Source organism: Streptomyces longispororuber (assembly GCF_024448165.1).
In the GTDB taxonomy this organism is placed as follows: Bacteria; Actinomycetota; Actinomycetes; order Streptomycetales; family Streptomycetaceae; genus Streptomyces; species Streptomyces longispororuber_A.
Genome location: NZ_JAMOLN010000072.1, coordinates 13,715 through 27,066, shown reverse-complemented (window position 1 = coordinate 27,066; position 13,352 = coordinate 13,715). Strand labels below are relative to the sequence as shown.

General features: G+C 74.0%; 12 protein-coding genes. 2 read left to right on the top strand and 10 right to left on the bottom strand.

Annotation, left to right across the window (positions count from 1 at the left end):
• Window positions 1–55: 55 nt before the first annotated feature.
• The 4 genes from M4J07_RS21020 to M4J07_RS21005 all read right to left on the bottom strand — a co-directional run bounded on the left by M4J07_RS21020 (window position 56) and on the right by M4J07_RS21005 (window position 6,000).
• Window positions 56–1,033 carry an acyl-ACP desaturase gene (locus tag M4J07_RS21020; protein WP_255974157.1) on the bottom strand — a complete coding sequence of 326 codons (978 nt, stop codon included), beginning with the start codon at window positions 1,031–1,033 and terminating at the stop codon, window positions 56–58.
• A 104-nt stretch (window positions 1,034–1,137) separates the two neighbouring features.
• Window positions 1,138–1,914: a dimethylargininase gene (gene ddaH / locus M4J07_RS21015; protein ID WP_255974155.1), complete on the bottom strand. Its 777-nt coding sequence runs from the start codon at window positions 1,912–1,914 to the stop codon at window positions 1,138–1,140.
• A 78-nt stretch (window positions 1,915–1,992) separates the two neighbouring features.
• On the bottom strand, window positions 1,993–4,293 hold the full coding sequence (locus M4J07_RS21010; RefSeq protein ID WP_255974153.1) for an ATP-binding cassette domain-containing protein: 2,301 nt from the start codon (window positions 4,291–4,293) through the stop codon (window positions 1,993–1,995).
• 75 nt (window positions 4,294–4,368) lie between these two features.
• Entirely contained in the window at window positions 4,369–6,000 is a 1,632-nt protein-coding gene (locus tag M4J07_RS21005; RefSeq protein ID WP_255974151.1) for an ABC-F family ATP-binding cassette domain-containing protein, read from the bottom strand.
• Between the two features lie 304 nt (window positions 6,001–6,304).
• Here M4J07_RS21005 and M4J07_RS21000 point away from each other — a divergent pair, with 304 nt between their 5' ends.
• Window positions 6,305–6,964, top strand: a complete 660-nt coding sequence (locus M4J07_RS21000) for a GOLPH3/VPS74 family protein (RefSeq protein ID WP_255974149.1) — start codon at window positions 6,305–6,307, stop codon at window positions 6,962–6,964.
• Window positions 6,965–7,051: 87 nt separating this feature from the next.
• On the opposite strand, the gene M4J07_RS20995 is transcribed toward M4J07_RS21000, so the two are convergent.
• The 6 genes from M4J07_RS20995 to M4J07_RS20970 form a co-directional block, all read right to left on the bottom strand.
• Window positions 7,052–7,630: a hypothetical protein gene (locus M4J07_RS20995; protein WP_255974147.1), complete on the bottom strand. Its 579-nt coding sequence runs from the start codon at window positions 7,628–7,630 to the stop codon at window positions 7,052–7,054.
• Complete coding sequence (locus M4J07_RS20990) at window positions 7,627–8,961, bottom strand: DUF58 domain-containing protein (protein ID WP_255974145.1); 1,335 nt, start codon at window positions 8,959–8,961, stop codon at window positions 7,627–7,629. Before M4J07_RS20990 ends, M4J07_RS20995 begins: the two co-directional genes overlap by 4 nt.
• Window positions 8,958–9,986, bottom strand: coding sequence for an AAA family ATPase (locus M4J07_RS20985; protein WP_255974143.1), 1,029 nt, complete (start codon window positions 9,984–9,986; stop codon window positions 8,958–8,960). The genes M4J07_RS20990 and M4J07_RS20985 overlap by 4 nt, the downstream gene beginning before the upstream one ends.
• Complete coding sequence (locus tag M4J07_RS20980) at window positions 9,983–10,570, bottom strand: hypothetical protein (RefSeq protein ID WP_255974141.1); 588 nt, start codon at window positions 10,568–10,570, stop codon at window positions 9,983–9,985. The genes M4J07_RS20985 and M4J07_RS20980 overlap by 4 nt, the downstream gene beginning before the upstream one ends.
• Window positions 10,567–11,472: a DUF4129 domain-containing protein gene (locus M4J07_RS20975; protein ID WP_255974139.1), complete on the bottom strand. Its 906-nt coding sequence runs from the start codon at window positions 11,470–11,472 to the stop codon at window positions 10,567–10,569. The genes M4J07_RS20980 and M4J07_RS20975 overlap by 4 nt, the downstream gene beginning before the upstream one ends.
• 172 nt (window positions 11,473–11,644) lie before the next feature.
• Complete coding sequence (locus tag M4J07_RS20970; protein WP_255974138.1) at window positions 11,645–12,061, bottom strand: SsgA family sporulation/cell division regulator; 417 nt, start codon at window positions 12,059–12,061, stop codon at window positions 11,645–11,647.
• Between the two features lie 199 nt (window positions 12,062–12,260).
• Between M4J07_RS20970 and M4J07_RS20965 the strand changes: the two genes are divergently transcribed.
• Window positions 12,261–13,349, top strand: a complete 1,089-nt coding sequence (locus tag M4J07_RS20965; protein WP_255974136.1) for a WD40/YVTN/BNR-like repeat-containing protein — start codon at window positions 12,261–12,263, stop codon at window positions 13,347–13,349.
• The last annotated feature ends 3 nt before the right edge of the window (window positions 13,350–13,352 follow it).

The following is a 13,352-nucleotide window of genomic DNA, read 5'->3' as shown; positions in this document are numbered from 1 at the left end:
TGGCTGAGCGCGCAGTTCCCCGCGCCCCTGACGGGGCACGGTCACCACGTACCGGTCAGACGCCGGAGGCCCTCGCTGCCATGCGCGCCTTGCGGGCCGCCAGCTTCTCGTCGAACTTGGCGGCCTCCGAGTCGAGGCCGTTCATGAACAGGCCCAGCTCCTCCTGCGCCTTGATGCCCTCGGGGCCCAGGCCCGTGATCTCCAGGACCTTCAGGTGGCGCAGCACCGGCTGGAGCACGTCGTCGTGGTGGATGCGCATGTTGTAGACCTCGCCGATCGCCATCTGCGCGGCGGCCCGCTCGAAGCCGGGGATGCCGTGACCGGGCATCCGGAAGTTCACGACGACGTCGCGCACGGCCTGCATCGTCAGGTCGGGCGCGAGCTCGAACGCGGCCTTGAGCAGGTTGCGGTAGAAGACCATGTGCAGGTTCTCGTCCGTGGCGATGCGCGCCAGCATCCGGTCGCACACCGGGTCGCCGGACTGGTGTCCGGTGTTGCGGTGCGAGATGCGGGTCGCCAGCTCCTGGAACGCGACGTACGCGACGGAGTGCAGCATCGAGTGCCGGTTGTCCGACTCGAAGCCCTCGCTCATGTGCGACATCCGGAACGCCTCGAGCTTGTCCGGGTCCACGGCGCGCGACGCGAGGAGGTAGTCGCGCATCACGATGCCGTGCCGGCCCTCCTCCGCCGTCCAGCGGTGCACCCAGGTGCCCCACGCGCCGTCGCGGCCGAAGAGCGAGGCGATCTCGTGGTGGTAGCTGGGCAGGTTGTCCTCGGTCAGCAGGTTGACGACGAGGGCGGTCCGGCCGATCTCGGTGACCTGCGACTGCTCCTTGTCCCAGGCCTCGCCGTCCTCGAAGAAGCCGGGGAAGTTGCGGCCGGCGGACCAGGGCACGTACTCGTGCGGCATCCAGTCCTTGGCCACCTTGAGGTGCCGGTTGAGCTCCTTCTCGACCACTTCCTCCAGCGCGTAAAGGAGCCGGGCGTCGGTCCAGGTGGTCGACGAGCCGAGGCGGGGGGAGATGACGGTCACGGGGGCTCCTGGGGGACGGAGGTACAGCGAGCGGTACGAGCGGTTCTACCTACGGTGTCGTAGGTTACGTTGCCGTAGGTTAAGCGTTCCATAAAGAGTCGTGGTTACGCGTGCAGCCCCCGCAGCCGGACTGAGAGGCACGTCACACACCCTTCGAGCTTCTCGAACTCCGAGATGTCCACCAGGACGGGGTCGTAGCCGAGGCCCGCCAGCAGCTCCGCCGACTTGGGCGCGCTGGCCGCCATGAGCAGACGGTCACCGCCCAGCAGCACCACGTGTGCGCCCGACTCCTCCGGCACGGGCAGGAAGCGCGGGAAGAGCGAGACGTGGTCGACCAGGGGCTCGTGGCCGATGACCGTGCCGTCGGGCAGCGCCGTGACCGCCGACTTCAGATGCAGCACCTTGCTGACCGGAACCGCCACCACGCGCGCGCCCAGCGGTTCGAAGGCGGCCCGCAGCTGGGCCACGCCGGCGGCGTTCGTCCGGCCGCCGCGGCCCACGTAGACGGTGTCGCCCACTTTCAGTACGTCGCCCCCGTCGAGCGTGCCGGGTTCCCAGACCCAGTTGACGGAGCAGCCGAGCCGCGCCACCGCCTCCTCGACCCCGGCGGTCTCCCCGCGCCGCGACTCGGCGCCCGGCCGGGCGATCAGCGCCACGTTCCGGAAGGCGACCACCGCGTCCTCCACGAACACCGCGTCCGGGCAGTCGTCCGCCGGCTCCACCAGGAACGTCTCCCAGCCGTGCCCCTCCAGGGCGGCGACGTACTCCTGCCACTGGGCCAGCGCCCGCCCGGCGTCGACGGGCGTGCGCTCGACGTGCGTGACGAGTCCGTCCGCGATGCGCGGTCCGGGGCGGCGGATGAGGGCCTTCTTGCTGGGCACGGGGTACTCCAGGGCTGCTGCGGTGGGGTGCGACGGCGCACATCATGCACAGCCCGGCGGGCGCGGCGGAATCCCCCGTCACGCGGCTGTCACGGCCCCCTCACCGGGCCCGCCCGCGCCCTCGACGGCCCGCCGCAGGTGCTCCGCGGTGAACGAGCCGTCCGCGTCGAGGAGTTGGGCCGGAGTGCCCTCGAACAGCACCCGTCCGCCGTGCCGGCCGCCCTCCGGGCCCAGGTCGATGACCCAGTCCGCGCGCCGGATCACATCGAGGTGGTGCTCGACGACGACCACGCTGTTGCCCGCGTCGACCAGCCGGTCGAGCAGCGTCACGAGCCCGTCGACGTCCGCCAGGTGCAGCCCGGTGGTCGGCTCGTCGAGGAGGTACGTGGCCGCGGTGCGGTGCAGCTGCGTGGCCAGCTTGATCCGCTGGCGCTCGCCGCCGGACAGGGTGCTCAGCGGCCGGCCCAGCGCGAGGTAGGTGAGGCCGACGTCCCGCAGGGCGCGCAGCCGGCGGCGCACCGGCTCCTCGTCGGGGGCGGTGAAGTGGTCGAGGGCCTGCCCCGCCGTCATGTCCAGCACGTCGGCGACGCTGCGCCCGCGCACGGTCAGCGCCAGCACCTCGTCCTTGAACCGCCGCCCGTCGCACACCGGGCAGACCGTGGTCACGGGGTCCATGAACGCGAGATCGCTGAAGATCACCCCGCGTCCCTGACAGCTCCCGCAGGCCCCCGACGAGTTGAAGCTGAACAGGCCCGCGTCGGCGCCCGTCCCGCGGGCGAAGATCTTCCGTACGGTGTCCATGATCCCGAGGTACGTCGCCGGGGTGGACCGCCCCGAGATACCGATGGACGACTGGTCGACGACCACGGCGTCCGGCCGCGCCGCGCGCAGCGCGCCCGACACGAGACTGCTCTTGCCGGAGCCCGCGACGCCGGTGACCGCGGTGAGCACGCCCGTCGGCACGTCCACCGTCAGGTCCTTGAGGTTGTGCAGCGAGGCGCTCTCGATGCGCACGGCGCCGGTCGCCGTACGCGGGTTCTCCTTCACCCCGCCGGTGCGGCGCAGACAGCGGCCGGTGAGCGTGTCCGCGTGCGCCAGGCCCTGCGGCGTCCCCTCGTACACGACGTGCCCGCCGCCCGTGCCGCCCGCCGGGCCCATGTCGACGACGTGGTCGGCGACGGCGATCACGTCCGGGTCGTGCTCGACGACGAGGACCGTGTTGCCCTTGTCGCGCAGCCGCAGCAGCAGATCGTTCAGCCGTCCCACGTCGCGCGGGTGCAGGCCGACGCTGGGCTCGTCGAAGATGTACGTCATCCCGGTCAGGCTCGATCCGAGGTGCCGTACGGTCTTCAGCCGCTGGCCCTCGCCGCCGGAGAGCGTCGACGTCTGCCGGTCCAGGCTGAGGTAGCCGAGCCCGATCGCCGCCACGCGCTCCAGGGCCGTGACGGCGGCCGCCGCGATCGGCTCGCCCACCGGGCCCTCGATCCGCCGCAGGAACGGGATCAGCTCGCCGACCTCCATCGCCGCGCACTCGGCGATGTTCCGGCCGTCGATCCGGGTGGCGAGCGCGGCGGCGGCGAGCCGGGCGCCGTGGCAGTCCGGGCAGACGTCCTCGACCAGGTACTGCCGCACGGTCTCCTGGGTGCGCCGGCTGAGCGCCGACAGGTCCCGGTTCAGATAGAGGCGCTCGAACCGGTCGGCGAGGCCCTCGAAGTCGATGGCGCGGCTGCCGCCCGTGTTGTCCACGGTCACCTTGGCGTCCCGGCCGCGCAGCAGGAACTCCCTTTCGGCGTCGGTGAACGCGCCGACCGGCTTGGTCGTGTCGAGGTCGGTGGTGTGCGTGTACGTCTGGCCCTGCCAGGTGCCGGCCGCGAACGGCGGGAAGAGCACCGCCCCGTCCGCGAGGGACTTCGTGGGGTCGAGGATGCGGTCGTAGTCGGGCCGCACGGTCCGCCCGAGCCCGTCGCACGCGGGGCACATGCCGGCCGGGTCGTTGAACGAGTAGGCGTTCGCCCCGCCCGCGCTCGGCGTGCCGTGCCGCGAGAACAGCACGCGCAGCACCGCGTAGATGTCCGTCATCGTGCCGACCGTGGACCGCGAGTGCCCGCCGATCGGCCGCTGGTCGACGACGATCGCGGGGGAGAGGTCGGTGAGGGCGTCCGCGTGCGGCCGCTCGTACTTCGGCAGCCGGTTGCGGACGTACCAGGTGAACGTCTCGCCCAGCTGGCGCTGCGACTCCACCGCGATCGTGTCGAAGACGACGGACGACTTGCCGGACCCGCTCACCCCCGTGAAGACGGTGAGCCGGTCCTTCGGGATGCGGAGCGTGACGTCCTGGAGGTTGTTCTCCCGGGCGCCGACGATGTGCAGATACTTCATGCCGACGACGCTAGGACGGATACCCGACACCGAGTGTCGGGTATGTCCGCCCCCTGCTCGTCGCTTCCCGCGCCCCTACGCGGCGCCCTCCTTCAGCTCGCCGTTCAGGTGCAGCCACCGGGTGACGCCGATCGACTCCAGGAACGGCAGGTCGTGGCTGGCCACGATCAGCGCGCCCTCGTACGCCTCCAGGGCCGACGTCAGCTGGTCCACGCTCGCCATGTCCAGGTTGTTCGTCGGTTCGTCCAGCATCAGCAGCTGCGGCGCGGGCTCCGCGAGCATCAGTGCGGCCAGCGTCGCCCGGAACCGCTCGCCGCCCGACAGCGTCCCGGCCGGCTGGTCGGCCCGCGCCCCCTTGAACAGGAAGCGGGCCAGCCGCGCACGCACCCGGTTGTTCGTGGCCTGCGGCGCGAACCGGGCCACGTTCTCCGCGACGCTCAGCCGGTCGTCCAGCACGTCGAGGCGCTGCGGCAGGAAGCGCAGCGGCACGTGCGTCTCCAGCTCGCCCCCGGCCGGTGCCAGTTCGCCGGCGATGGTGCGCAGGAGCGTCGTCTTGCCCGAGCCGTTGCGGCCGAGCAGCGCGATCCGCTCGGGGCCGCGCAGCTCGAACTCGCCCGCCACCCGCGCCCCGTAGGCCGTCGTGACGTTGTGCAGCGACAGGACGGACCGGCCCGGCGGCACCGCCGTGCACGGCAGGTCGACGCGGATCTCGTCGTCGTCGCGCACCGCCTCCACGGCGACGTCCAGCCGCTCCTTCGCCTCGGCCAGCTTCTCCTCGTGCAGGATGCGGTGCTTGCCCGCGGAGACCTGCGCCGCCCGCTTGCGCGCCCCCATCACGATCTTCGGCTCGCGCTTGCTGTCCCACATCTTCTGCCCGTAGCGCCTGCGCCGCGCCAACGTGACCTGGGCCTCGGTCAGTTCGCGCTTCTGCTTCTTCACGTCGGACTCGGCGACGCGCACCATCCGCTCGGCGGCCTCCTGTTCGGCGGCGAGCGCCTTCTCGTACGCCGAGTAGGTCCCGCCGTACCAGGTGACCTCGCCGCCCCGCAGATCGGCGATCTGGTCGACGCGTTCGAGGAGTTCACGGTCGTGGCTGACCACCACCATCACGCCCGACCAGCTCTCGACGGCGGCGTACAGCCGTTGTCGCGCGTGCAGGTCGAGGTTGTTGGTGGGCTCGTCGAGCAGCAGGACGTCCGGGCGGCGCAGGAGCAGCGCCGCCAGCCGCAGCAGCACCGACTCGCCGCCCGACACCTCGCCGATCGTGCGGTCCAGGTCGACGTGGCCCAGGCCGAGTTCGCCGAGCGTGGCGATCGCGCGTTCCTCGACGTCCCAGTCGTCGCCGACCGCGGCGAAGTTCTCCTCGCCGACGTCACCCGCCTCGATGGCGTGCAGCGCGGTCCGGGTCGCGGCGATGCCGAGGACCTCGTCGACGCGCAGCGCGGTGTCGAGCGTGACGTTCTGCGGGAGGCAGCCGATCTCGCCGGACACCCGTACGGTGCCGTCGGCCGGCTTGAGTTCTCCGGCGATCAGCTTCAACAGGGTGGACTTTCCGGACCCGTTGAGCCCGATCAGGCCGGTGCGTCCGGGGCCGAAGGCGACCTGGAGTCCTTCGAAGACGGCGGTGCCGTCCGGCCAGGTGAAGTCGAGGGCGGTGACGGCGATCGAGGTCGCGGGGGAGCGGGGGAAACTCGGGGATCGTGACATGAGGGCCTCGCGGTTGCTCGGTGGATGCGGTGGGATGCAACGCGTTCGAGACACCGCGGGCCACAGGCAACGAAAAAAGGCCTGCTCCGGCGGAGAGGACGGCTCAGGAGGCCGAGGTCTCACACGGCGACATGCACGGGGCGGCGAACAGCACGGCCTGGACAGAACACAGGCGTGCGCCGCATGACATGCGCGGTGTCTCGCGACCTCAGACCTTCAACGTCCTTCTCCGTTCGACGGCAACAGAACCTTCTACACCGTAAGGCCCTGTGTCGGACGCCGTCAACGAATTATCGTGCGGTACGTGCCCCATGGCTCCCTCACCGTGCCCGCCCGCCTCCTCCTCCTGGCCTACGACACCGGCAAGGACCGGGTCGCGGGCGCCACCGACCTGCACCTCGCGGTCCGCGCGGCCGTCCTCGCGGAACTCGCCGAGCGCGAACTGGTCCACGAGGTCGACGGCATCGTGACCCCCGTGCTCGGCGCCCGCACCGGCGTCCCCGCCGCCGACGAACTGATGGAGCTCATCGAGGAGTCCAGACCCCGGAAGTGGCGCGGCTGGATCACCCACCGGGCCCGCTCCACCCACGACACGGTGCGCCGCGGACTCGCCGACGACGGGTACCTGCGGGCCGAGCGCCGCCGGGTCCTCGGCGTCTTCCCCGGCACCCGCTACACGCTGCTGCGGGCCGGATACGTGGAGGTGCTGCGCGCCGAGGCCCTCGGCGCGCTCACCGGTACGGCGCCGCCGGACGCGGTGCCGCGTGACGACGCCACCCTGGTGGTGCTGGCCGCCGCGGGCCATCTGCGCGGCCTCGTCCCCGGCCGTGACCGGCGTCGGCACGCCGCCCGCCTGGACGCCCTCGCCGTCCGGGCGGGCCCGCACCTGCCGCCGGTCCGCAAGGCCCTCGAAGCGGCCGTGCGGTCGGCGGAGGCGGCACGCTCGTCGGGCGGGGGCGGCTGACCGGAGGCAGGGCCGGGGCGGTCGCCCCGCCCCAGCCGGGCGCCGCGAGGCGTCCCCCCGGGTCCGGCCGCACCCGCCGGACAACCCCTACGGGGCGAGGCTCCGGCGTGCGGCGAGCGTCGCCCCGGTCGCCGCCGCCGCGAGAACCAGTGCCGCCAGTGGCCGCCCGAACCCCGACTCCGGTACGTCCGGCGCCGCCGCGAGCAGCACGACGCCCGCTCCCGCGCACGCCGCGAGCGCTTCGAGCCAGGTGCGGCGCCGGGAGCGGGTCGCGGTGGGGCCCAGGGACCAGGCGTCGCTCGCCGTGAGATACCCGACCAGCAGCACCGCCAGACAGCCGGCCTGCCACTGCGGCGGGTCACCGAGCGCGGCGAGCGCCACGGACCCGGCCGCCAGCACGGTCGTCCGGTGCAGGGCGAGCCGGTGCGACCAGCGGGACGAGGCCACGGCCGGCCGCCGGTCCACGCCCGGCGCCGCCCACAGCGCGAAGGCCACCACGCCGCCGAACAGCGTCACGTCGAACACCCCCCGCACGCCCTCCCACGGCCGGTACGCCAGCACCACGAGCCCGGCCCCGAGCATCCGCACGGGCACCGTCCCGGCCCAGTGGCGGATCAGTTCGCGCCAGGTCACGCCCACCGCGGCCGGCCGTCCGGTGAGGGTCATCGCGGCCGCCCCCCGACCCGCCCCGACAGCAGCGGAGCGAGCGCCAGGTCCAGCGACTCGCCCGGGGTGTGCCGCAGCACCGGCACCCCGCTGTCGCGCAGGGCGAACCGCATCGCGGCCCGGTCCGCGTGCCACAGGCGCAGCCCCAACTCGCCCGCCGCGTCGCCCGGTTCGACCTCCGGGTCGCCGCTCGGGATCTCCACGACGACCGGTCGCCTGCCCCGGCCCTGGAGATCGCGCAGCACCTTCAGGACCCGGGCGTCGCTCAGCGGGGTGAAGACGTAGACGAGCGCGCCCTCGGGCAGGGCGGGCGGCGGCACCCGCTCCAGACCCGGCGCGTCGAAACCGCGGTCCCTGCGCACGTCGAGGACGCTCTCCACGATCCGGTAGAACGCGGCGTCCCCGGTCGACGGCTGCAACCAGCGCGTCGTGCCGCCGGCCGAGACGACGCCGACCCGGTCGTGCGTGCGCAGATAGGCGCGGGCCAGACCGGCCGCCGCGCGCACCGTCTCGTCCAGTGACGACACCCCGGTCGCCGGGTCGACGACGTCACCGAACGCGTCGAGCAGCAGCACCGTGTCGACGGCCCGCTCGGCCGCGAACCGGTGCAGGTGCACGGCGCCGCGGCGCGTCGTCGACGGCCAGTGGATCCGCCGCTGCCGCTCGCCGGGCTCCCACTGCCGCACGCCGATGACCTCGACCCCTTCGCCCGCCTGCAACGCCGCGTGCTCACCGAGCCGCTGCGGCAGCCTGACCGGGATCGGGGTGAACCGGGCCTGCCCGGCGTACGGGAACACGGACACGTCCGGCACCTCGACCCGCACGCCGCGACGGACCGTGCCCCCGGCGTCGTACACGTCGAGGTCGACCGGGCCGAGCGACCACCGGCCCCAGCGCAGCGCCGTGTGGCGCAGCGTGACCGTGGAGCGGCCGACGAGGACGTCGTCGAGGCGGACGCCGGGGCCGAGCGTGACACCGGGGTCGAGCCGGACGTCGCCGCCGTCGTGGGCGACGGTGACGCGGACGGTGACGGTGTCGCCCTCGAAGCAGCGCCGCGGCTCGACGGTCACGGACGTCTCGACGCGCGTGGCGTACGTGCGCGGCAGCGCCAGAGCGAGGAGGACGAGCGGCCCCGCCGCGAGCGCGAGCAGCCACGCCTGCCCGGTGAGCAGCGCGGCCACCAGCGCGACGACCGCCACGGTCAGCAGCCGCAGCGCCCGCTCGCCCGGCCGCGGGCCCGACGGTGGCGCGGACGGCGGCTGCCCGGGACCGGTGCGGCCCTCCAGGGCGCGCCGTACGGCAGCGGTGGGCCGCCGCGGCCCGCCGGTCATGACGGCACGGCCGCGGTGCGCCGTGTCGACGGGGTGCCGACCTGACCGACGATCTCCCGCAGCACGTCGTCCGTGGACACCTCGCGCACCCACAACTCGGGCCGCAGCGACACCCGGTGGGCGAGCGCGGGCACCGCGAGGCCCTTCAGGTCCTCCGGGATCACGTAGTCGCGGCCTTCGGACACGGCGCGGGCGCGCGCCAGCTGGACCAGGGCGAGGCCGCCGCGCGGCGACGCCCCGATGCTGAGCTGCGGATGCTCACGGGTGGCGGCCACCAGCGCGACGGCGTACTCCAGCAGGTCGTCGTCGATCTCCACGCGCTCCACGACGGCCCGCCACGCCGCCACGTCCGCGGGCCCCGCCAAGGTGTCGAGCACGGCCTCGGGCGCCGCCCGGTCGACCCGGGCGCGCAGCATGGCCAGCTCCTCGCCCGACGCCAGGTAGCCCATGCGGACCCGTAGTTGGAAGCGGTCGAGCTGGGCCTCCGGCAGCGAGTACGTGCCTTCGTACTCGACCGGGTTGGCGGTCGCGATCACCATGAACGGATCCGGCAGCGGCCGTGTCGCCCCGTCGACCGTCACCTGCGACTCGGCCATCGCCTCCAGGAGGGCGGCCTGGGTCTTGGGCGGCGTCCGGTTGACCTCGTCGGCGAGCAGCAGGTGCGCGAAGACCGGGCCCGGGTGGAACACCATCTCGCCGCTGCGCCGGTCGTACAGCGAGGCCCCGGTGACGTCCGACGGCAGCAGGTCGGGCGTGAACTGGATCCGGCGGAAGTCCAGGCCCAGCGTGGTCGCGAACGAGCGGGCGAGCAGTGTCTTGCCGAGCCCCGGCAGGTCCTCGACGAGCACGTGTCCGCCGGCCAGGACGCCCAGCATCACGAGGTCGAGGGCGTCCTTCTTGCCCACGACGGCGCGGCCGATCTCGCGCAGCACGGCGGACACCTCGTCGCCGACCTGCTGCGCCGTCCGGGGCCGGGCCGTCCCGGACTGGGCTGTGGGTGCCTCGGGCTTGGTGGGGCTGGTCACGTCTGCTCTTCCTTACGGGTGCGAGGGCCAGGGGTACGGGCGCGGGGCACGCCCAGCGCCTCCAGACGGTCGACGAGGGCGCGCAGCACCGGCACCGGGACGTCGCCGTCGGGCCCCGTCCCGGGAGTGTCGTGGCCGAGCCACGGCCACAGGTCGGCCCCGATCAACTCCGCGGCGCGCTCCGGCTGGTGGTCGAGGGAGACGTGATGGTGCTCGGCGAGCGCGGCGGCGAACAGGCGGCGCAGCTCGGGGCGGAGCACGGCCCGGTAGTAGAGGGCGCCGTCGGGTCCCGCTGCCGTTCGCACATTGCGCCGCCACTCGCCCATGCCCGGCGCCCGCGTCCGCAGCAGCCGCACCTCGTCCCGGTGCCCGGAGTCCAGGGACCCGGCGCCCACGACGTACCGGACGAGCAGCAGACCGGCCGCGAAGAGCACGGCGAGGACGGCGCCCGCGGCGACGGCCCCGTCGACGAGCAGCACGAGGAGGGCGGCGGAACTGCCGACGGAGCCCAGCAGCAGCCCGATCTGACGTGACGTCAGAGGGCGGCGGCCGGTGCTGCCGCGGCGGTCGGGGAGCGGGCTCATGTGGTGGCCTCCCGCTCCTGGTGCGCCTCTGGAACGGCCCGGTGTTCCTCCAGGGCCGCCGCGATCTCCTCCAGCGCGTCGGCCGCGGCCGTGCGCTGGGTGTCGTCCATCGGGTGGGAGGAGTAGCGCGCCTCCCGGAACAGCGTGGTCAGCCGGGGCGCCGCCGGTCCTGCCGCGAGGCCCGCGCGGGTGGCGCGCGTCAGCAGGTCGGCGGGGCTGTCGGAGGCGCGCCGGTCCACGCCGGACGCGGCGAGGGCGTCCTCCATCGCGGCGTAACAGGCGATCACGGCGGCCCGCGCGTCGGCGCCGTCGTCCAGCGCGCGGCGGCCCGACCGGATCGCGGACAGCAGCAGCTCGCGGTCCTCGTCCTCGCCGGCGACGGCGGGCAGCGACGGCACGGGCAGCCCGTGCCGCCACAGCCGCCGGACCACGACCAGGACGAGCAGCACGAGCGCGGCGGCGGCCACCAGGCCGAGCAGGACGTACAGCGGAAGGCCGGAGCCGTGGCCGTCCGCACCGACGGGCGGTGTCTGCCGCTCGATGTCGGGCGGCGACGGGGCCTGGGGCGGCGGGTCGGTAGGGGACGGGGTGCTGGGCCGGTGCGTGAAGTGGTGCAGGACCAGGGCGAGTACGCCGAGCACGGCCGGGCCCGCGACCAGCGCGGGGACGGCGGCCTGCCGCAGCCGCTGCGCGCGCGGCGACGCGTCGGACGCCGCGCCGCGGATCCGCCGGCGGAGCCGCTCCGTGGCGAACATGACCCCCGCGACCCAGGCCACGGTGAGCGCGATGGCGACGATGCCCCAGCGGCCGAGCGGCCCCTTGCCGGAGTGCAGCAGGTCGTCGGCGGGCCGCAGCGCCAGGGCGGTGACGGCGAGGACCACGACGACGCCCACGGCGATCACCGGCCCCGGAACTCCCCCCGGCCCGCGTCGAACCTGCCGTCCTGCGCCCACCGTGCCTCCCCCGCACATCTGTTCCCGCAGTCAAACACGCCCTGACAGCGATGTCAGGCACCTTGCGGACAACGCAGGGCCACAGGACGGGGAACACGGACCCGGAGGGAACCGCGACCGCTCAGTACGCGTCCCGCAGCAGCTCCGCCAGATCGCCGTCCACGTCCACGTGCAGCCCCTCGTCGCCGGCCGGCACCAGCCGGGTCGTGTCGTCCAGGAACTGCCGCAGCTCGCCCGTGCGCACGTGCACGATCGCCGTGCCCTCCACGGCGTGGAACTCCAGGACCGTCCGGTCGTACCCGTACGGCCGCACGCGCACGTCACCGGAGCCGACGGACTCGGTCACCCCGCCGGCCAGCAGATCGCGGGCGAACGTCCAGCACACCTCGACGCCTTCGAGCGTGGCCGGGGCCGGGAAGGCCATGCACACGGCGAACGGGTCACGGGCGTCGTAGCGCAGGGTCGCGGGGATGCTCGCCATGCGCGGGGCGGCGGCGACGAGACGGGCCTCGACGGCTTGCTCGATGACGATGGACAACGCCTGCTCCCTTGTGACGACTGGACCGAGGACGACGGATGCTCTGACCGCCCACTTGAATAGACGACGGAACGAGGAAATCCGTGCACCTGAAGCCGGACGAAAATCGAGTGACCTCTGTCACCGGTTTCAACCATGGTGCTCTGGACGCCGCCGGGGGAGTGGGCTAGCTTCGCGCGCCATGAGGGGACTGAGGGACATGAGCAGCAAGAGGCGTGTGAGGGCCGTGCGCACGGCGGCGGCGCTGGGAGCGGCGGTGCTCGGCGCGGTCGCGCTCGGCACCGGACCCGCACCCGCCGCGGACCGCACGCCGGTGTGGGACCTGAAGGACACCGGCACGGACGTCCGGTTCCGGGGCCTGGCCGCGGTCGACCGGCACACGGCCTGGGTCGCCGGCTCGAAGGGCACCGTGCTGCGCACCACCGACGGCGGCGCGCACTGGCGGACCGTGTCACCGGCCGGCGCGGCCGAACTGGAGTTCCGCGACATCGAGGCCTTCGACGCCCGCCGCGCCGTGGCCCTCGCGATCGGCGAGGGCGACGCCTCCCGGATCTACCGCACGGACGACGGCGGGGCGACCTGGACCGAGTCGTTCCGCAACCCCGACGCGAAGGCGTTCTACGACTGCGTCACCTTCTTCGACCACCGCAACGGGCTCGCGATGAGCGACCCGGTCGACGGCAAGTACCGCATCCTGTCCACCCGGGACGGCGGCCGCTCCTGGACGGTGCTGCCCAGCGCCGGGATGCCGGCCGCACAGACCGGTGAGGCCGGCTTCGCCGCGTCCGGGCAGTGCCTGGTGGCGTCCGGCCCGAAGGACGTGTGGCTGGCCACCGGCGGGGGCGCGACCGCACGCGTGCTGCACTCCCGCGACCGTGGCCTGACCTGGACGGCCACCGACACCCCGGTCCCGGCCGGCGACCCGGCGCGCGGTGTCTTCGGCCTCGCCTTCCGGGACCGTACGCACGGGATCGCCGTCGGCGGCGACTACCGCGCCGACCAGCCGTCGCCGCGCGCCGCCGCCGTCACCGGCGACGCGGGGCGCACCTGGACCCCGTCGGCCACGGCGCCGCCCGCCTACCGCTCGGGCGTCGCCTGGCTCCCGCACTCCCGCTCGGCGGCGCTCGCCGTCGGCCCGACCGGCACCGACCTCACCGCCGACGGGGGCCGCACCTGGCGCACCGTGGACACCGGCTCGTACGACACCGTGGACTGCACGTCCGACGGGGCGTGCTGGGCCTCGGGCGAGAAGGGACGGGTGGCCCGCACGGGCCACCCGTCCTCCTAGCTA

What these genes read in the sequence shown, in the direction of transcription:
- M4J07_RS21010 (WP_255974153.1), bottom strand. Translation starts at nt 4,293, where the DNA reads ATGAAGTATCTGCACATCGTCGGCGCCCGGGAGAACAACCTCCAGGAC.
- M4J07_RS20980 (WP_255974141.1), bottom strand. Translation starts at nt 10,570, where the DNA reads ATGAGCCCGCTCCCCGACCGCCGCGGCAGCACCGGCCGCCGCCCTCTG.
- M4J07_RS20965 (WP_255974136.1), top strand. Translation starts at nt 12,261, where the DNA reads ATGAGCAGCAAGAGGCGTGTGAGGGCCGTGCGCACGGCGGCGGCGCTG.
- M4J07_RS21005 (WP_255974151.1), bottom strand. Translation starts at nt 6,000, where the DNA reads ATGTCACGATCCCCGAGTTTCCCCCGCTCCCCCGCGACCTCGATCGCC.
- M4J07_RS20990 (WP_255974145.1), bottom strand. Translation starts at nt 8,961, where the DNA reads ATGACCGGCGGGCCGCGGCGGCCCACCGCTGCCGTACGGCGCGCCCTG.
- M4J07_RS20995 (WP_255974147.1), bottom strand. Translation starts at nt 7,630, where the DNA reads ATGACCCTCACCGGACGGCCGGCCGCGGTGGGCGTGACCTGGCGCGAA.